The sequence below is a fragment of the Flavobacterium flevense genome, from assembly GCF_900142775.1.
In the GTDB taxonomy this organism is placed as follows: Bacteria; Bacteroidota; Bacteroidia; order Flavobacteriales; family Flavobacteriaceae; genus Flavobacterium; species Flavobacterium flevense.
Genome location: NZ_FRCC01000007.1, coordinates 211,533 through 229,843, shown reverse-complemented (window position 1 = coordinate 229,843; position 18,311 = coordinate 211,533). Strand labels below are relative to the sequence as shown.

At 34.0% G+C, this 18,311-nt stretch carries 21 protein-coding genes; 15 read left to right on the top strand and 6 right to left on the bottom strand.

Features of this window, described 5'->3' with window-relative positions:
- Positions 1-4 precede the first annotated feature (4 nt).
- The 9 genes from BUB89_RS13000 to BUB89_RS12960 all read left to right on the top strand — a co-directional run bounded on the left by BUB89_RS13000 (position 5) and on the right by BUB89_RS12960 (position 8,144).
- Positions 5-1,366 carry an exonuclease domain-containing protein gene (locus BUB89_RS13000; protein WP_073245748.1) on the top strand — a complete coding sequence of 454 codons (1,362 nt, stop codon included), beginning with the start codon at positions 5-7 and terminating at the stop codon, positions 1,364-1,366.
- Between the two features lie 10 nt (positions 1,367-1,376).
- A complete protein-coding gene (locus BUB89_RS12995) occupies positions 1,377-2,219 on the top strand; it encodes an ion transporter (protein ID WP_073245746.1) in 843 nt (280 codons plus the stop codon).
- On the top strand, positions 2,216-3,145 hold the full coding sequence (miaA, locus tag BUB89_RS12990) for a tRNA (adenosine(37)-N6)-dimethylallyltransferase MiaA (protein ID WP_073245744.1): 930 nt from the start codon (positions 2,216-2,218) through the stop codon (positions 3,143-3,145). Before BUB89_RS12995 ends, miaA begins: the two co-directional genes overlap by 4 nt.
- A gap of 14 nt (positions 3,146-3,159) precedes the next feature.
- Positions 3,160-3,900, top strand: a complete 741-nt coding sequence (locus tag BUB89_RS12985) for an acyl-[acyl-carrier-protein] thioesterase (RefSeq protein WP_073245741.1) — start codon at positions 3,160-3,162, stop codon at positions 3,898-3,900.
- A 287-nt stretch (positions 3,901-4,187) separates the two neighbouring features.
- Entirely contained in the window at positions 4,188-4,679 is a 492-nt protein-coding gene (locus tag BUB89_RS12980; RefSeq protein WP_307723318.1) for a peptidoglycan DD-metalloendopeptidase family protein, read from the top strand.
- Position 4,680: 1 nt separating this feature from the next.
- Positions 4,681-5,139 (top strand): hypothetical protein, encoded by a 459-nt coding sequence (locus BUB89_RS12975; protein WP_073245737.1) that lies wholly within the window; start codon positions 4,681-4,683, stop codon positions 5,137-5,139.
- Positions 5,140-5,150: 11 nt separating this feature from the next.
- Entirely contained in the window at positions 5,151-5,678 is a 528-nt protein-coding gene (locus tag BUB89_RS12970) for a hypothetical protein (protein WP_083552777.1), read from the top strand.
- A gap of 128 nt (positions 5,679-5,806) precedes the next feature.
- The gene (locus tag BUB89_RS12965; RefSeq protein ID WP_073245735.1) at positions 5,807-6,280 is read left to right on the top strand and encodes a nuclear transport factor 2 family protein; all 474 of its coding nucleotides are present in this window, start codon (positions 5,807-5,809) and stop codon (positions 6,278-6,280) included.
- 121 nt (positions 6,281-6,401) lie between these two features.
- Positions 6,402-8,144 (top strand): APC family permease, encoded by a 1,743-nt coding sequence (locus BUB89_RS12960; RefSeq protein WP_073245733.1) that lies wholly within the window; start codon positions 6,402-6,404, stop codon positions 8,142-8,144.
- Between the two features lies 1 nt (position 8,145).
- Here the strand turns inward: BUB89_RS12960 and BUB89_RS12955 are convergent, their stop codons facing one another.
- On the bottom strand, positions 8,146-9,123 hold the full coding sequence (locus BUB89_RS12955; protein ID WP_073245731.1) for a GlxA family transcriptional regulator: 978 nt from the start codon (positions 9,121-9,123) through the stop codon (positions 8,146-8,148).
- A gap of 196 nt (positions 9,124-9,319) precedes the next feature.
- Here BUB89_RS12955 and BUB89_RS12950 point away from each other — a divergent pair, with 196 nt between their 5' ends.
- The 5 genes from BUB89_RS12950 to BUB89_RS12930 all read left to right on the top strand — a co-directional run bounded on the left by BUB89_RS12950 (position 9,320) and on the right by BUB89_RS12930 (position 11,491).
- The gene (locus BUB89_RS12950; RefSeq protein WP_073245730.1) at positions 9,320-9,583 is read left to right on the top strand and encodes a hypothetical protein; all 264 of its coding nucleotides are present in this window, start codon (positions 9,320-9,322) and stop codon (positions 9,581-9,583) included.
- Between the two features lie 247 nt (positions 9,584-9,830).
- Positions 9,831-10,268, top strand: coding sequence for a VOC family protein (locus tag BUB89_RS12945; RefSeq protein WP_073245729.1), 438 nt, complete (start codon positions 9,831-9,833; stop codon positions 10,266-10,268).
- A 168-nt stretch (positions 10,269-10,436) separates the two neighbouring features.
- Positions 10,437-10,856 (top strand): VOC family protein, encoded by a 420-nt coding sequence (locus tag BUB89_RS12940; RefSeq protein WP_073245727.1) that lies wholly within the window; start codon positions 10,437-10,439, stop codon positions 10,854-10,856.
- A gap of 10 nt (positions 10,857-10,866) precedes the next feature.
- A complete protein-coding gene (locus BUB89_RS12935; RefSeq protein WP_073245801.1) occupies positions 10,867-11,247 on the top strand; it encodes a DoxX family protein in 381 nt (126 codons plus the stop codon).
- A gap of 22 nt (positions 11,248-11,269) precedes the next feature.
- Positions 11,270-11,491: a hypothetical protein gene (locus BUB89_RS12930; RefSeq protein ID WP_073245725.1), complete on the top strand. Its 222-nt coding sequence runs from the start codon at positions 11,270-11,272 to the stop codon at positions 11,489-11,491.
- 9 nt (positions 11,492-11,500) lie between these two features.
- On the opposite strand, the gene BUB89_RS12925 is transcribed toward BUB89_RS12930, so the two are convergent.
- From BUB89_RS12925 to BUB89_RS12905, 5 genes are all read right to left on the bottom strand, one after another.
- On the bottom strand, positions 11,501-12,547 hold the full coding sequence (locus BUB89_RS12925; protein ID WP_073245723.1) for an o-succinylbenzoate synthase: 1,047 nt from the start codon (positions 12,545-12,547) through the stop codon (positions 11,501-11,503).
- Between the two features lie 227 nt (positions 12,548-12,774).
- Positions 12,775-13,956 carry a tetratricopeptide repeat protein gene (locus tag BUB89_RS12920; protein WP_234982640.1) on the bottom strand — a complete coding sequence of 394 codons (1,182 nt, stop codon included), beginning with the start codon at positions 13,954-13,956 and terminating at the stop codon, positions 12,775-12,777.
- Positions 13,957-14,101: 145 nt separating this feature from the next.
- Positions 14,102-14,779 (bottom strand): metal-dependent hydrolase, encoded by a 678-nt coding sequence (locus BUB89_RS12915; RefSeq protein WP_073245720.1) that lies wholly within the window; start codon positions 14,777-14,779, stop codon positions 14,102-14,104.
- A 45-nt stretch (positions 14,780-14,824) separates the two neighbouring features.
- Complete coding sequence (menA, locus tag BUB89_RS12910) at positions 14,825-15,787, bottom strand: 1,4-dihydroxy-2-naphthoate octaprenyltransferase (RefSeq protein ID WP_073245718.1); 963 nt, start codon at positions 15,785-15,787, stop codon at positions 14,825-14,827.
- Positions 15,788-15,911: 124 nt separating this feature from the next.
- The gene (locus BUB89_RS12905) at positions 15,912-16,742 is read right to left on the bottom strand and encodes a 1,4-dihydroxy-2-naphthoyl-CoA synthase (RefSeq protein WP_073245717.1); all 831 of its coding nucleotides are present in this window, start codon (positions 16,740-16,742) and stop codon (positions 15,912-15,914) included.
- Between the two features lie 302 nt (positions 16,743-17,044).
- Here BUB89_RS12905 and BUB89_RS12900 point away from each other — a divergent pair, with 302 nt between their 5' ends.
- On the top strand, positions 17,045-17,800 hold the full coding sequence (locus tag BUB89_RS12900; RefSeq protein ID WP_073245715.1) for a hypothetical protein: 756 nt from the start codon (positions 17,045-17,047) through the stop codon (positions 17,798-17,800).
- The last annotated feature ends 511 nt before the right edge of the window (positions 17,801-18,311 follow it).

The window sequence follows — 18,311 nt, the reverse complement described above, 5'->3', positions numbered from 1 at the left end:
CAACATGTACGCAATATTAGACATAGAAACCACCGGAGGGCAATTCAACGAAGAAGGAATTACCGAAATCGCTATATACAAATTTGACGGACATCAAATTGTGGATCAGTTCATCAGTCTTGTGAATCCGGAAATCCCCATTCAGCCTTTTGTGGTGAAATTAACCGGAATTAACAATGCCATGTTGCGTTCGGCTCCAAAATTTCATGAAGTTGCCAAACGTATCGTTGAAATAACTGCTGACTGTGTTTTAGTAGCTCACAATGCTGATTTTGACTATCGTATTCTTAGAACCGAATTTCGTCGTTTGGGTTATGATTTCAATACAAAAACCCTTTGTACCGTAGAACTATCTAAGAAATTATTACCGGAACAAACTTCACACAGTTTAGGAAAGTTAGTTCGTGCTTTAGGAATTCCTATGGCCGACAGACATCGTGCCAGCGGAGACGCCATGGCTACAGTAAAATTATTCAAAATGCTATTGGATAAGGATGTTGAAAAAGAAATAATTACCGGCTTAATCAAATCGGAAATCCAAAAAGGGATCGCACCAAAACTACTGGATATCATTGAAAGTTTACCTTCAAAAACCGGTGTTTATTACATTCATAATGAAGAAGGTAAAATTATTTTTATTGGCAAAAGCCGAAATATCAAAAAAAGAGTCAATCAGCATTTTACAGGAATCACCCGAAGTTCAAAAAAAATTCAGTCGGAAGTTTACACAGTAACTTTTGAAGAAACCGGAAACGAACTCATAGCACTGATAAAAGAAGCTCAGGAAATTAAAATAAACAAACCGATTTATAACCGCATGTCCCGTAAAAATCATTTTTCGTGGGCTATTTATTCTGAGAAAGACAGTGATGGATATTTGAGGTTAAAACTTCAAAAAACCGACGGTAGAAAAAAAGAGATTCTTTCTTATATAAATGCTGCTGACGGAAAAAATGCGCTCTACAGTATTACCGAAAATTATCAGTTATGTCAAAAACTAACCGGTTTATACGAGAGTAAAACAAATTGTTTTCAACAGACTATTAACGAATGCGACGGAGCTTGTACAGGAGCAATTTCTCCGTCAGAATACAACCTGAGAGTACAAAGTTTTATAGACAAAAACTGTTTTGACAATAAAAATATGATTATTATTGACAAGGGCAGAAATGTTAATGAACGAAGTGCGGTGTTAGTAGAAAATGGTGTTTATAAAGGGTATGCGTATTATGACTTAAACTATCAGATTAACAATCCCGAGATTTTAAAAAATATTTTAATCCCAATGTACAGCAATAAGGAGATCCAACGCATTATTCAAACTTATATCAGAAAAAACAAAGCATTAAAGATTATCCATTTTTAGATTTTAATCAATGGCAAATTCAAAATCAATATTCACTTCTTTTAGAAAAAAAGTCTATGTAATCATTTATCAGACGGACACTAAAGCAGGACGTTTATTTGATTTAATACTATTAGGACTCATACTTTTTAGTGTTCTTCTGGTAATGATGGAAACGGTTTCCGGATTCAATTTAAAATACCATTCTTATTTAATTACATTAGAATGGATCATTACCGCTTTATTCTCTCTGGAATACCTACTTCGGATTTTCTCTATAAATAAGCCTGTCCGTTATATTTTTAGTTTTTATGGCATTATTGATTTACTGGCTATTTTACCCATGTATGTTTCTCTTTTTGTGGTAGGAACTAACATTTTAACCGTTATTAGAGCCTTACGCTTATTGCGGTTATTCAAAATTTTAAACAATCCTCAATTTAATACCCAATCAGTAAAATTAAAGAAGGCACTTATCGCCAGCCGGAATAAAATAGTCATTTTCATCTATTTTGTTTTGATAAGTACTATTCTTATTGGTTCCATAATGTATTTAATCGAAGGTAAAGAAAGTGGTTTTACCAGTATTCCGGTCAGTATTTACTGGACCATAGTCACTTTAACAACCGTAGGCTATGGTGATATTTCACCGCAAACCCCTTTAGGACAATTTATGGCTTCATTAGTAATGATTTTGGGTTATGGTATTATTGCGGTTCCCACAGGAATTGTAACGGCTGAAATTGCCCGACACAACTATGAAAAAGATACTATTTATCAAAATCCCTGTCCTGAGTGCGGGAACGAAGAATATCCCAAAGATGCTAATTTTTGCCCTAAATGCGGACATGCTTTAGAAAAACAAACAACATGAAACACCTAATTACCATAGTAGGGCCTACAGCTATAGGAAAAACAGCTTTGAGTATTCAATTAGCTAATTATTTTGGCTGCGAAATTGTTTCCTGTGACAGTCGTCAGTTTTTCAAGGAAATGACCATTGGAACCGCCGTTCCAAATCCAAAAGAATTAGCAGCAGCCAAACATCATTTTATACAGAATAAATCAGTTTTTGAAAATTATACGGTAGGCGATTTCGAAAAAGAAGCTATCACAACCATTGAAGAATTATTTAAAACCAATGATTATGTGGTTCTTGTAGGCGGATCCGGATTGTATGTTAATGCAATTCTACAGGGTTTTGATGATTTTCCTGAAATTAATCCTGAAATACGTCAGGAAGTCAACACAAACTATGAAAAATTAGGTATCGGTTATTTGCAGGAGCAACTAAAAAAGCACGATCCTGATTATTTTGAAAAAATCACTGTCGAAAACCCGCAAACATTGCTCAATCCGCAACGCATGATGCGATTTGTCGAAGTTTGCATTGGAACAGCAAAACCCTATTCTTCTTTTTTAAATCAAAAGAAAAACGAAAGAAGCTTCACTCCTATTCTCATTGGTTTAGAAGCCGAAAGAAACGTGATGTACAACCGTATCAACCAGCGTGTGGACATTATGATGAGCGAAGGCTTACTGAAAGAAGCTAAGGATTTGTATCCAAATAAAGAATTAAATGCGCTACAAACCGTGGGCTACCGAGAATTGTTTGCTTATTTTGACAAAGAGTTTTCATTAGAATTTGCAATCGAAGAAATCAAGAAAAACACACGCCGATTTGCAAAACGCCAGCTAACCTGGTTCAAAAGAGATGCAAACACCCGATGGTTTCATTTTGAAACACCTACACATCAAATAGTCGATTATATCCATTTAAAACAAAAATCTAAAATCTAAAATCATAAATTTCCATGCCAATAGCACCTAATTTCACTTCGATATTAAGCAAAGACTACGAAATCAACTTCACGCAATGTTTGCCGTCAGGAAACCTGAAATATACGGAATTATGTAATTTGCTACAGCTTACAGCAGCAACACATTCTGAAATTGGAGGAATTAGCTTTACGGATATGCAGGAATTTGACCAGGCCTGGGTTTTGAGCAGAATGCGTGTAGAAATTAGTGCATTACCGAAATGGAAAGATATCGTAACGGTAAAAACATGGATTAACAGTCTGGAAAATTCCCGATCAGTACGTGCTTTAGAAGTATATGTAAACGGAGAAAAAATAGCAGGTTGCGAGACTTTTTGGGCTGTTTTCAACACACAAAAACGTCGCCCTGAATTACTTACCCTCGCTCACGATCATTTTGAATTATTCCCGGATATAAAGGCTACTGAGGAAGGGTTTTCTAAAATTGATATTAATCCCGAAAAAGAAGAAGTTTTCAGTAAAACCGTAATTTTATCTGATTTAGATATTGTAAATCATGTTAACAATGTCAAATATCTGGAATGGTGCATGGATTTAGTAGATGAAAATATCATTTTGAAGCAAAAAATAAAAAGCTTCGAAATGAATTTTATGAAAGAGCTTTCCTTGCGGGATGAAGTGATGATTCACGAGAATGTTTCTGATGATGTGATTGTTTTTAGTATTACCAAGGAAGATAAAAACTGTTTTGCATTGCAGTTGAATCTGGCATAATTTTTCCGAAATAATCCTAAATTTTCCTAATTAAAAGTTATAAATCCTTTTAAAATTTTTTAGCCTGACTTTTTTTGATTTAATTTAAAGTTCAAAAAAAAGTCATTATCGAAAATATTTTTAAAAATACAGAACCTATTCATTTAGTAAGTAATGCGCATTCGCAAAAAGATTATTTTCCATTAGATTTATCTGTTTCTAATTCCGATTTAGCCAAAGTAAATCTAACAGATGCGGCTGCCGTTGCGCTTTACATTGAACAACAAGCCAAACTTCAGGATGCCAAAGTGGCTTATGGCGGTTATCTGGAAGAACGAAATTTATACCGGAGAAGTCCCTATTTTAAAAACGAAACCATTGAAGAACGTAACATTCATATAGGAATCGATTTATGGACTCAGGCAGGAACAGCAGTAATTTGCCCATTAGATGGCTGGATTCATAGTTTTAAAAACAATGATGCTGTGGGTGACTATGGTCCCACCATAATCTTAAAACATCAATTAGAAAATACTGTTTTCTATACTTTATACGGTCATTTATCGTTAGAAAGTATAAAAAATCTACAAATCGGAACGTTTTTCAAAAAAGGAGAACAACTGGCAAGCCTGGGAGATTCTTCTGTAAATGGTGATTATGCTCCGCATTTACATTTTCAGATTATTAAAAACATTGGCAATTACCAGGGAGACTATCCTGGTGTTTGCAGTAAATCTGATTTGGATTTTTACAAAGATAATTGCCCAAACCCTAATTTATTATTAAAAATTAAAAACTAAAATGAAAAAACTGATCGTAATCTTAAGCCTAATTGCAGTAGTAGGATGTAAATCAAAAAAAGCACATCAAAAAGTTGAAACTGTAAAATTAACAACAACCCAAATCAACAGTAGTCAAAAAAACAAAGCGTATGCGTTAGGAAAACGTGTTTTGATGACTTGTAATACTTCTAAATTCAAACCTTTTACTAACAGCGAAGCCACTCAGTCAGTCATTAACAATATTACTATCGAAAAACTTTCTAAAACCTGTACTAAATTCAGGCAATGGTATGGTACTTTTAAAGATTTAGAATTAGCCGAAGTTTATCAAAACACCGATGACCACATAACCGTTTACCGATTTAAAGCTTTATATACTAAAAAAGTAGCTAATAAGGAATTACGTGTTTTTATGAATGATGAGAATCTTGTTTCTGCCATAAAAACCTCCGATTGGGTAGATCATTTTACCTATTAACAGATAAAACCATGATGAAATTAAAAATACTCTTGCTGTTTTTATTTATTTCTATTACTGCCAGAAGTCAGGAAACAATGACTTTTAAAGCTAAAAATTACAAAGCAACTTCTGTCTGGAATTTTATAACTCCCAATTATGCATTAACTAACGAAGTCAAAGTACAAATAGCCAAAACAGAAAATGGTGGTATTCTAAAGCTCTCAGCTGCTACCACCAATACTAATTTTATACTTTCCGGTACAGTGTATGTGTATTTAAGCGATAACAGCTTTATCAGCTGTACAGATAAAGGTATTTTTGAAAACAGTCAAAACACTCTCAATTCTTATTTTGTTTTTACTGCTGCTGAAATGACTAAATTAAAGCAATCAAATATAGCATCCATACGCTTTAATATTAAAGGGACTTCTAATGATTTTAGCAGTCAAACCGGAAATTTTACAGCCATTAATAAACAATCCAATTTTACTATGACTCATACAAACAGTAAAAACACATTTGATACCGTCAAAGAAATCAGCTCGTTATATCTTTAGCATTTAAAAAACAACTATAAGTACTATTATTTTTACAATTTTAACATTAAAACAACTTACACAAAGAAATATATTCTTACATTTATATCGGATTTTAAATTTTTAAGAACATTTATAAGTTGGTTAACATGACAGCTTCAGTAAAAACGATACATCAATTATATACTTCCATTGCTAATGGAGATGTTTCTAAAATAGAAGAATGTTATGCTGATAACGTAAAATTTCATGACCCGGTATTTGGTTTCTTAACTGCAGATGAAGTTCCTAAAATGTGGAAAATGCTAATTTCTAAAAGCAATAAAAACCTGGATCTTGATTATAAAATCATTACAATTAATAAACATACGGCTGAAGTAAAATGGACGGCGGTTTATTTTTTTGGTAAAAATAAAAGACAAATTACAAACCATATTCAATCTAAATTCCGTTTTAAAGCAGGTCTTATTGTCAAACAAAATGATGATTTCAATATCTGGAAATGGTCACAACAAGCTTTTGGACTCCCGGGACTTCTTTTTGGGTGGACCGGTTACATGCAACGCAAAATCCAACTAAAAGCATTGTCTTCTCTTAAAAATTTTAATAAAACTGCATCTTAGAATATTTCAATATTTTTTTTAACAGCAATTGTTAAAAAACAACAAAAAGGATTACCTGCTTTTATTGGGTTGTTTTGTATCAAATATTTATCTTTAGAAAATCTAGAATAAAACAACAGGAATGAAAGAAAAAATCCATAAAAAATTAAATGAATTACAAGCCACTGCTATTTGCGGAAATGATATTAGTTCTTCTTGTCTTTATGTTTCGGCTTTAACAATCATGTATGCAGGTCAATATGCCTGGATTTCTTTATTAATTGTTGCAGTAGTACTTTTTTTATTCAGAAAAATATATGGCGAAGTTGTAGGTGCTATTCCTCTAAACGGTGGAGCATATAATGTACTTTTAAATACTTCTTCTAAAAAAATGGCTTCACTTGCCGCTACCTTGACAGTTTTGTCCTATATGGCAACAGCAGTTATTTCTGCCTCCGAAGGCATGCATTACCTTCACGGTATTTTTTCCTTCATTGATGTACACATAGCCACTGTTGTAGTATTGCTTGCCTTTACTTATCTGGCCATTTTAGGAATTGGAGAATCGGCATTTGTTGCTGTAATCATATTCATTATTCACTTAATAACCCTGAGTTTACTGGTATTTGCATCCGCATGGTTTTTAATCAATCATGGTTTAGACACCTTTCATTTTAACTGGAGTCTTCCTATTACTTCTGATGGTATTCCACATGCTCTTTTTCTGGGTTTTGCAGCTGCAATGTTAGGAATTTCCGGTTTTGAAAGTTCTGCAAATTTTGTTGAAGAGCAGGAACATGGCGTTTTTCCTAAAACACTTCGCAACATGTGGGGAATTGTTAGTTTTTTCAATCCTGCATTAGCTTTTTTAATTATTTGTATCATCCCTTTAACCGAAGTAGGCGAACATAAAGAATCCCTGTTAGCCTTTTTAGGACATACAACTGGCGGAACCTGGCTAGCTTATCTCATTTCTATTGATGCTGTTTTAGTACTTTGCGGAGCTGTTTTAACTTCATTTGTGGGAGTTTCAGGGTTGTTAAACCGTATGACATTAGACCGTATTTTACCTAATTATTTTTTAAAACAAAATAAAAGAGGCTCTAATTATCGAATTATAATCAGCTTCCTGTTGCTTTGCGTATCGGTTTTAGTTGTTACCGAAGGAAATATTGTAGTATTGGCAGGTGTTTATACTTTCTCCTTTTTAGCCGTTATGGGATTATTTGGTATTGGAAACTTATTATTAAAATTCAAACGGAAAAAATTACCCCGACCGGAAAAAGCAAGAGGTGTTGCCGTAGTAGTAGCAGTAAGCCTTGTTATAACCGCATTTATTGGAAACATCGAGCTTAATGTAGATTCTTTTTATACCTTTTTACAGTACTTAGTCCCTGCATTGCTTTTTATTGCTATCATGCTAAACCGCTCTTTTTTGATTTTAGTTCTTATTGAAGCTCTTGAATATTTTTACACTCCGTTACGAAAATTAGTCATCTTCAGTAATCGTTATTTAATAAAATTGAACTTAAAAATCACCTCTCAGGAATTTGTATTTTTTACTAAAGGAGATGATGTAGCCATCCTGAACAAAGTGATGCAGTATGTTCAGAATAATGAAACTACCCGTAAATTAAAAATTGTAAACATTAAACTCGAAGGAGCAAATAATGACCCTTTGATTATTGATTTAAAAGTATTAGACAGAGCTTATCCTGAAATTGACATTGAATTTATAGAATTAGAAGGCGTTTTTGGTCCTGAAATCATCGATGAATTATCTGAAAAATGGAAAATTCCTAAAAACTTTATGTTTATTGGTTCTCCGGGAGATCGTTTTTCTTATCGAATTTCTGAGCTTGGTGGTGTTCGTTTAATTATGTAATTCAGTTCATCATTATTTTATTATACTTATTCCGATATTCTAACGGAGTCAGTCCTGTCATTTTTTTAAAAATGGTTCGAAAAGATTTGGTGTCCGTATAACCTATTTCAAACATGACTTCGTTGATGTTTTTTCGGCTATTTTCGAAATTTCGCTTGGCAAATTCTATTTTTACCCGATTGATGTATTCTAAAACTGAGTTATTAGTCACTAATTTAAAACGTCTTTCAAAACTGCGACGTCCTAAGGCTACATGCTCCGCCAGTTCATCAATAGAAATACGATCTTCAATATTGTTTTCAATAAAATCCTGCGCTTTCTTGATAGCTTCATCAGTATGATTTTTTTGTCCCTGAAACAATGCAAAAGCCGCCTGACTTTCTCTGTCTATGTCTATGGCAAAATATTTAGAAGCTAAAATTGCTGTAGATCTGTCGGTATATTTCTCAACCAAATGCAATAAAAGATTCCAATACGAATTAGCACCACCACTGGAATAAAGGCGGGATTCTTCCGTTAAAATACTGCCTTCAACCACTTCAACCTGTGGGAACATCCCTCTAAATTCATTTTGAAAACCCCAATGCGTTGAACATTTTTTCCCATCCAATAATCCTGTAGCAGCTAACAAAAAAGCACCAACACAAAGCGAAGCTACCTCTGCTCCTCTTTGATATTGCTCTTTTATCCAGGGCAAAAGTTCTTTGTTTGCGTTAATAGCAGTTTGCATATCACCAAATAAAGCCGGTATAATAATCAAATCAGTGTTTTTAACCTCATGAATCAGTTGGCTGGCGTTCACAGTATACATACCGTTATTCAGTTTTATTTCAGATGTAAGCCCAACTAAGTGTACTTTAAACAAAGGTTGCATTTTGGCTACAGCCAAAAACTGATTAACTGCAGAAAACAAATATTGAGGATCAGCTATGGCTTGTAAAACAGAAGATTCAGGTACTAAAATACTAACATGCTTCATTTTGTTTATTTTATATTCAACATTCAAAAATACTTTTTTTAATATACATTCTTTTTATCAGTATCAAAAATACTACGTATATCGAAAATATGTCCTGCTAAAAATATTTCAAAAACAACAAATTTGCAAAAGAGATTTGTATCAATTAATTTTAGTATCTTGTAGATTAATAATTTACCAACTTAAAACCCATAAAATGAAAAAATTAACGATGCTTTTAGGTCTGTTGACAGTTTTGACAATTGTTTCCTGCAGGGAAAAAAAAGATCCACCACCACCTCCGCCTCCGCAAGCTGAATCAGTACCGGCTGAATCAGTACCGGAAGCGTCTAAAGAAGAAGCTGATGGCACTTCTGTAAATGTGGGTACTGATGGTGTTGATATCCAGACTAAAGACGGGAAAAATGAAACTAAAGTAACCGTTGAAGGTGGAGAAGCTAATATAGAAATTAAAAAATAATACTCTTTAACAAAAAAACTAAAGGCCAATACAAAAAACTGTATTGGCTTTTTCTTTTATCTACCTCAATATTAACATTTTGTAATTATTTATACTGTACTTCATTTTCCTGTTTCCTTTTTATTTATTTTTATACAATACCGTTTTTTGACGTAAATCCCCTGTTTGTTGTCATTATTACACATTTATATTTATGTCAAAATGATGGAACTTTGTAGTATTAATAATCCTATAAATTAAAAATAAAATGGCAAAAGTATCTATTTACCTCAATTTTCAGGGCAACACTGAAGAAGCTTTTAATTTCTACAAAAAAGTATTTAATACTGAATTTGTGGGTTCGATTATGTACAATAAAGACATTCCTGCTCAGGAAGGTCAACCTCCTCTTTCTGAAGAAGACGGAAACAAAGTAATGCATGTGTGCTTGCCTATTTTAGGAGGAACTCAAATTATGGCAACAGATATGCTGGAATCAATGGGACACAAAGTGATCATTGGCAATAATACGACTATCAACCTGGAGCCTGATACCAGAGAAGAAACGGAACGTTTATTTAATGCCTTATCCGAAGGTGGTTCTGATATTGCACCGTTACAGGATATGTTTTGGGGTGATTATTGGGGCTGTTGTCTGGACCGTTTTGGAATCCGCTGGATGTTTAATCACCATCCTGAAAATTAAACTACTTCAGGGCAGGTCCACAATATATTGGTAAAATTAAACCAAGTTATACAGACAATAAAATCGGTGTAAACCGATGTTACCTGTAACAAAAAAGTAAAAAGGATAATTTAAAAAAAAAAAGACTGCCTTAGACGCAACTTTAATCAGAAAAAACAATCTATTACTATGAATTCATTATATCCTTGTTTGTGGTTTGATGGTCAGGCCAAAACAGCAGCAGCATATTATTGTTCCATTTTTCCGAATTCTAAAATCACAAGCGAAAATCCAATAGTGGTTCGTTTTGAATTAAATGGTTTTCAATTTATGGGATTGAATGGTGGACCACAATATCAATTTTCAGCTGCTAATTCTTATGTTGTCGAATGTGATACTCAAGAAGAAATTGACCATTACTGGGGAAAGCTTGGTACTAACGGAGTTTATAATCAGTGTGGCTGGCTGGATGATCAATATGGCGTTTCCTGGCAGATAGTTCCTGCCATTTTAGGGGAATTAATGGCTGATCCTGAAAAAGCGCCACGGGTGATGCAGGCCTTTATGCAAATGAGTAAATTTGATATTGAAACTTTAATGAATGCTTAAAAATTATAAAATGACAACAACAAAAAAGAATAAAATTATTTTTTGGACAGCAACCATTCTTATTTTCTTATTTGAAGGCGTGATGCCTGCGTTAACCTCGCAATCAGAAATGGCAAAAGAAGGAATCAGACATTTGGGTTATCCGGAATATTTTGGGAATGCTTTAGTCGTATTCAAAATTCTGGGCGTTATCGCTTTAGTAGTTCCGCAAGTTCCAAAACGGTTGAAAGAATGGGCTTATGCCGGTTTCGCATTCGATTTTATTTTTGCAGCCATCAGCCATTATGCCGTTGACGGAATGGGTTTTAATGCTTTTTTCCCGTTTATTGTATTGGGCGTTTTGATGGTTTCTTATGTGTATTATCACAAAATTAACTCAGTGAATTCCTGAAAAAAGTTTAATCCAGTTTAAAATGATAGAAGTTTTTTGCACAAATATCACTTGTAAAAATCAGGCAGCTTTAATTTTGCAAAAGCTGTCTGAAACTTTTTCTAATTGTCACTTTAATTTTGATCTGGAAGATTGTGATAATATTTTAAGAGTCGAAAGCAAAAACCGAACTATTAATGTGGATTCAATTGTAAATATTGTTCGTGATTCAGGCTACCAAATTAGTATTTTAGAAGATATTTAAGCGAGCTTTTTAGTCTAATTCATCAAAATTAAAACTCCAGTCCAGCTCTTTTTTATACCATAACTCTCCCTGAGAAACTTCTAGCGGACAATCAAAATTATTGGTATAAAGTGCTCCTGTTCCCAATCCCTGAGGCATTAAATTATGCTGTAAAAAAGTCCATTGTGCAATGGCATTTAAGCCAATATTGCTCTCTAAGGCAGAGGTAATCCACCAGCCAATCTGATGTTTTTCAGCCAGCGAAATCCACTCTTTTGTTCCCTTAAAACCGCCTACAAAACTCGGCTTCAAAATGATATATTGCGGCTTGATTTTTAGTAATAATTGTTCTTTTTCTTCGAATTTAAAGATACCAATCAGCTCTTCATCCAGAGCAATAGAAAATGGAGTGGTTTTACACAGCTCTGCCATCCTGTCAGTGTTGTTTTTTTGAACAGGCTGCTCAATACTATGTAACTCAAATTCAGATAATTGATTTAATTTAACTAAAGCTTCATTTAAAGGAAAAGCACCATTAGCATCTACCCTGATTTCCACCTGTTCAGCGGTAAAATGTTGGCGAATAAAACGCAATAATTCGAGTTCTTTTTCAAAATCTACAGCACCAATTTTAAGTTTGACACATCGAAAACCCTGCGCTAGTTTTTCTTCAATTTGCTGCTTCATAAAAGCAGGTTCTCCCATCCAGATCAAGCCGTTAATTTCGATTGCTTTTTCACCTTCAGTAAAGGCAGAAGGAAACAATAAAAAAGGGGTTTCACTCGCTAAAGACTGAAACGCCATTTCGACACCAAACTGTATCGAAGGAAACTCTGTTAAAGCATCCCAGAGCGCTTCTTTTCCTAAATGAATATTGGCGCAAGTCCATTGTAATTTGGCTTCATAATCCGGTCTGTCATCAGCACTTAAACCTCTTAGAATTCCGCACTCACCTATTCCTTTTTTTTCGTCTTTTTCTAAGACTAAAAACCAGGTTTCTTTTTCAGTCATCACGCCACGGGAAGTTCCCGATGGTCGTTTAAAATTTAGAATGTATTTATGATAAGTTGCTTTCATTGTTTTATTAACCACTAAAATGTTTTACCGCAAAGGGAATATTTTACCGCAAAGATTCGCAAAGGTTTCGCAAAGTTCGCTAAGTTTTTTCACCATTAAGAAAATGAAGAGAATTAAGCTTAACTAAACTTAATTTCTTAATGGTTAATTTTTAAAATCTTAAATAAAAGAAATAATTGTTATAGTAACAACCAACTCTTTGTTCTATTTTCTTTATTCTATTTTCTCTACTTCAACAACTTCAAAACCTTATCGAAATCCTCATTTTGAATTCCTGCTTTTGCAAAAGCCTGATAATCGTCTTTTATTTTTTGAGTCCAGCTGATACTGTCTGTTACATTTTGATTTTGGTATTCTTTATAGATGGTTTTAGCTTTTGAATATTCGCCGTTTAATAAATAAGCGTGAGCTAAGTTTAGTTTTACTAACAACTCTGTATTATCCCGTTTTTCGCCTTCTTTCAGGATGTTTACGGCTTTTCCGTATTGTTTAGTAATCAGGTACCCATAACCCAAATTAGCGTAATCTAAAGCAGTTGCTTTTTGCTGATTGATAATTTCGTTATAGCTTTTTATCGCCAGACTGTAATTCCCTTTTGCAAGATCAGCGGAAGCTTTTGTTCTCAAATCATTAAAAACCGTATTTGCAATTCCGGTTTCTTCAAAACAACTCGCTCCAAAATCCTTATACGCCTTAGTTTGCTCCATAGGCAGCAGTTTTTGAAATTCTTGAAAAGTATATTGTTTTTGGATTTTTTCTCCAATACACACGCAAAAATCATCTGAATTAGCCATTTTTCTGGCCAAAGCCGAAGTTTTACATTGACTGATGATGTTTTTTCTGTTTCCTAAAGTCCAGCCTCTGCTTAATTTAGCATCTACCCACGGCACTACTTCGAGAATTATTTTTTGTTTCATAATCCAATTGGAACTTTCGAAACCAAAATACAATTTAGTTGTACCGGATTTTATACAAGAAGATTTATCAATAGAAAGACGTTTGGCATCTTTGCTTACCGCTGTAGTCTGAGCGAGGCAAGCCTCAGCAGTTTCTCCTTTTGAACTGTAGTTTTTAGCCAATTCATTAGTAGAAAAAACAGCATATTTGCATTTATCATCTCCTGAAATTTTAGACATTAAAAAAACAGCTCCGGCAGAACCCTGACTGATTCCTGTGGGATCCGGAATGGCTTTGAGGATAGAAACTAAGCTCCCGGCCATTTGCTGATTGTCATCCAAAAGCGTAATTCTATAAATCAACTCTGTTGTTCCGGCAGGAAAATCATCGGTTTCTAAAATGATTCTGTCTCTTGCCGAAACAACTACTTCTTTATAAGTTGCTCTTTCCTTATCCCAATAACCTGTTTTTTGAGCAAAACCGGATTGGTAAAAAATGCTAATGAATAGCACAAAAATTGTTTTTTTCACAGATGTAGTTGTATTACGGGATGAAATTTAGCCCAGATGGAAGTGAAAATCCTCAGGTGGCGGTGTTCGCCGCCTGAGATTGTAACGTACAGCTGGAAATAGCTCCAGATTACCACGTTCCTCACAATTACAATTCGATACTATCTCCTATTTCCAGCAGCATTAAATCTTTGCCTTTATCAAAAAACTGCTGAATGGCTTTTTTATGATCGATTTTGATGTATCCGAAAGTATCATAATGATACCCCAAAACCTTATCGCATTCCACAAAATCAGACGCCAGAATAGCGTCTTCAACATCCATTGTGAAATTATCGCCTATTGGGAAAATGGCTAAATCCAGTTTGGTTCTCATTGGAATCAGTTTCATATCCATTGTCAAAGCGGTATCTCCGGCGATATAGATGTTTTTATGCTCGCCTTCAATAACAAAACCACCCGGATTACCACCGCAGCTTCCGTCAGGGAAAGTGCTCGAATGAATCGCATGGACATATTTTACTTTCCCAAAGTCGAAATTCCAGCTTCCGCCATGATTCATAGGATGTGCCTGAAATCCTTTGGCAGCATAATAACCTGCAATTTCTGCATTAGAAACAATGACTGCATTGGTGCGTTTCGCAATTGCTTCAACATCCAGAACATGATCTCCATGAGCATGAGTTACTAAAATATAATCGGCTTTTAAAGTATCGATATCAATGTGTTCCGCTAAAGGATTTCCTGAAATAAAAGGATCTACAATAAGATGTTTTCCACCTACTTTAATCCCTAAAGCAGCGTGACCATAATAAGTTATTTTCATATTTTATTTTTTTAAAAATGATTAATAATTACTAATTACTATCGTTTATCTTCCGCCCAAAAGCGCATTAACAACTATATCCGAAAAAAAGTAAATCATACACAACGACAATAAAACCGAAAGCAGGAATGTACTTAAAGCCAGTTTTTTTAATTCCGGATCTAAGTCCTTAGGAACTTTATTTTTAGAAACAGTAATTAAATGATTTGTTAAAGGAATATAAGCCAGTAAAAATAAGTATTGATCAAATTTAAAATTGCTGATGAGTGCAAATCCCATTATCAGAACCATGGCGCTGACAATTAAAAAATAATGGTAATTTTTAGCTTTTTCTCCACCAATTTTCACCACAATAGTATTTTTACCTGATTTTTTATCGGAAACTTCATCACGCATGTTGTTCAGGTTTAAAACGCCTACGCTTAAAAACCCAATAGCCATAGCTGGTAAAACCAACTCAAAATCTATTTGTTTGGAATATAAAAAGTTCACTCCTAAAGTACTTACCAGCCCGAAAAAGATAAAAACAAATAAGTCACCATAGCCGCGATAACCGTAAGCCGTATTCCCTACCGTATATCTAATAGCAGATAAAATCGCTAAAATTCCTAAAATAAGATAAAAGACAGAATAATATATATTAGTATCTCCAAAGGCATAATAAATCAAAGCTATTGCCGAAAGCAACGTCAAAAAGGAAGTAATAATTATAGCGCGTTTCATAGCTGCAGGAGTAATCACACCACTTTGAATGGTGCGTTTGGGTCCTACCCGATCCTCATTATCGGTTCCTTTCATTCCGTCGCCATAATCATTGGCAAAATTAGAAAGGATTTGCAATCCTAAAGTGGTTAGAATAGCAAAGCCAAAAAGCCTCCAGTTAAAAACTTCAGTGGGTGTTAATATTTCATCGGTAGGATGTGCCAGAGCATACATACTACCTACTATAATTCCTGATACAGACAAAGGTAAGGTGCGCAATCTTGCGGCTTCAATCCAGTGTTTCATTTAAAGTTAGAGATTAGAATTTAAAAATTAGAAATTAAAGGAGGTTAGAAATTAGAGATGTAATTGTATCGATTTAGTTTCCTGCGGTACTTCTAACTTCTTACTTCTACCCTCTTACTTCCTTTTATGGTAACCATTTCTTTTCAAAATTAGGCTTTCTTTTTTCCAGGAAAGCATTTCTACCTTCCGTAGCTTCTTCGGTCATGTACGCTAAACGGGTAGCTTCACCGGCAAAAACTTGTTGGCCTACCATGCCGTCATCAGTAAGATTCATTGCAAATTTCAGCATTTTGATAGATGTTGGCGATTTAGCCAAAATTTCCTGAGCCCATTCGTAAGCAGTCGCTTCTAATTCGTCATGAGGAACAACTGCATTGACCATTCCCATTTCAAACGCTTCCTGAGCGGAATAATTACGTCCCAGAAAAAATATTTCGCGGGCTTTTTTCTGTCCCACCATTTTAGCCAGATAAGCAGATCCGTAACCGCCGTCAAAACTGGTTACATCAGCATCAGTTTGTTTAAAAATAGCGTGTTCTTTACTTGCCAAAGTCATATCACACACTACATGCAAACTATGTCCGCCACCTACAGCCCATCCGGGAACAACTGCAATAACTGCTTTAGGCATAAAACGAATCATTCGCTGTACATCTAAAATATTCAGTCTATGGTAACCATCTTCCCCTACATAACCCTGATGTCCACGTGCTTTTTGATCACCACCACTACAAAAAGACCAAATACCATCTTTTGTACTTGGACCTTCAGCAGAAAGCAATACCACTCCTATCGAAGTGTCTTCCTGAGCATCATGAAAAGCATCTAAAAGTTCTGAGGTAGTTTTGGGTCTGAAAGCGTTTCTGACATTGGGTCTGTTGAACGCTATTCTGGCAACACCGTTGCATTTTTTATAAGTGATATCTTCGTATTCTTTTGCAGTGATCCAATCCATTTTAATGGGTTTAAATTATTATAGCGTAAAATTAAAGCATTTTTTACACTTTATCTATTCAATCGTTTATTTAGGTTCAAAAAAGAATCCTAACCTCAAAACAAAATTAACACAACAAAATAATTAACCCATAATTTATCAGTTCAAAATAAGTATTTTATTACCTTATTTTTTTATATTTACAGTAATTCCTACATATAAAAACTATGTGATTATGAAAACATGGAATACTTACACTTCAACTGTAAAAAACAACATCCTGCATCTTTCTCAAGAGCATAAAGATTTGAAATATTGGCGGGATGATATGTTTTCAAACACTAATCATTTATATCATTCCATTAAGTATCATTGCCTTGATTCCTTCACTGATTTGGGCTTTTGAAGAAAAACTTTACCTGATGGTTGTAGTTGATATTTTATCGGTGGGAATGGCAATTTTTACAGGAATTAAAAAAGGTATCAAAATAAAACAGCGCAAACTTTTATTTATTGGTACAGTATATATTTTAAGTTCTTTTTTAATTTATTATGTTGGTTTAAACAGTACACTGTATTTACTTGCCGCCTGTTTTTTAGCCACTTTTATTTATACTTTTAAAAACCAATATGCTCCTGCGTTTTTTAATGTCTACATCTCTGTTTTTTACATTGTGTTATATTATCTTGAGCTTACTCCGCCTCACAATATCAATTTTAAAACAAGCGAACTTTTTGCTGTTTTTTCCAATCTTATTTTCCTGAGCTTTTTAGTTTGTTCCTTGGTTCCTAAATTGTTTAATGGTCTTGACGAAAGTTTCAAAAACAATATCAAACACACTACTAAAATCGAAATACAAAATGAGGTTTTAAAAGAAATTACCTGGATACAATCGCATGTGGTCAGAACTCCTTTGTCCCGATTAATGGCCATAACCAATCTTTTGAAAGAAAACGACAATACAGAGGAAGAAAAAATATTTCTAATGGATAATATTAGCGTTTCATGCAATGAATTAGACCAAATTATTCAGGATATTGTTTCCAAATCAGAAAAAATACGTTCCTCAGAAAAGTAGTTTAAGAATAGTTGTAACCACTTGTCTCTTCATCTCCGACTCTAATTATGATTGCAGTAATCCTTCTCCCGTTAATCCGATTCAAATGTTAAAATTTAATAAATAATCCTTTTTTTTCTAACGCCTAAAACTTTTTTTTATTAATTTTAGACATAGTTAGTTATGGAATTGGTGAAATATTTACAATGCAGACTAACGACAGAGTTCTTCACTGATTTATTAACTTAAAAAAAGAATATTGAAACAAACAACAAGCTTTATCACTCTTTTTTGTACGTTACTAAATATAAACTTCGGAAGAAAAGAGCCCAAAAGGGAAACCCTGATGCCTGTTAGAATTTATTCAAAGTAGCACCTACGGTAAACAAATTGGATTACTATACAAGATGAAAAAAATCATTAAAATGAATGCGTAAAATCCAACGAAACTTTTTATACCAACGGTTTTTTATTGCAAAATGAGATTCCAAACAGTAATTAGAGGTAAAAAAAAGATAAAGAAAGAACAGTA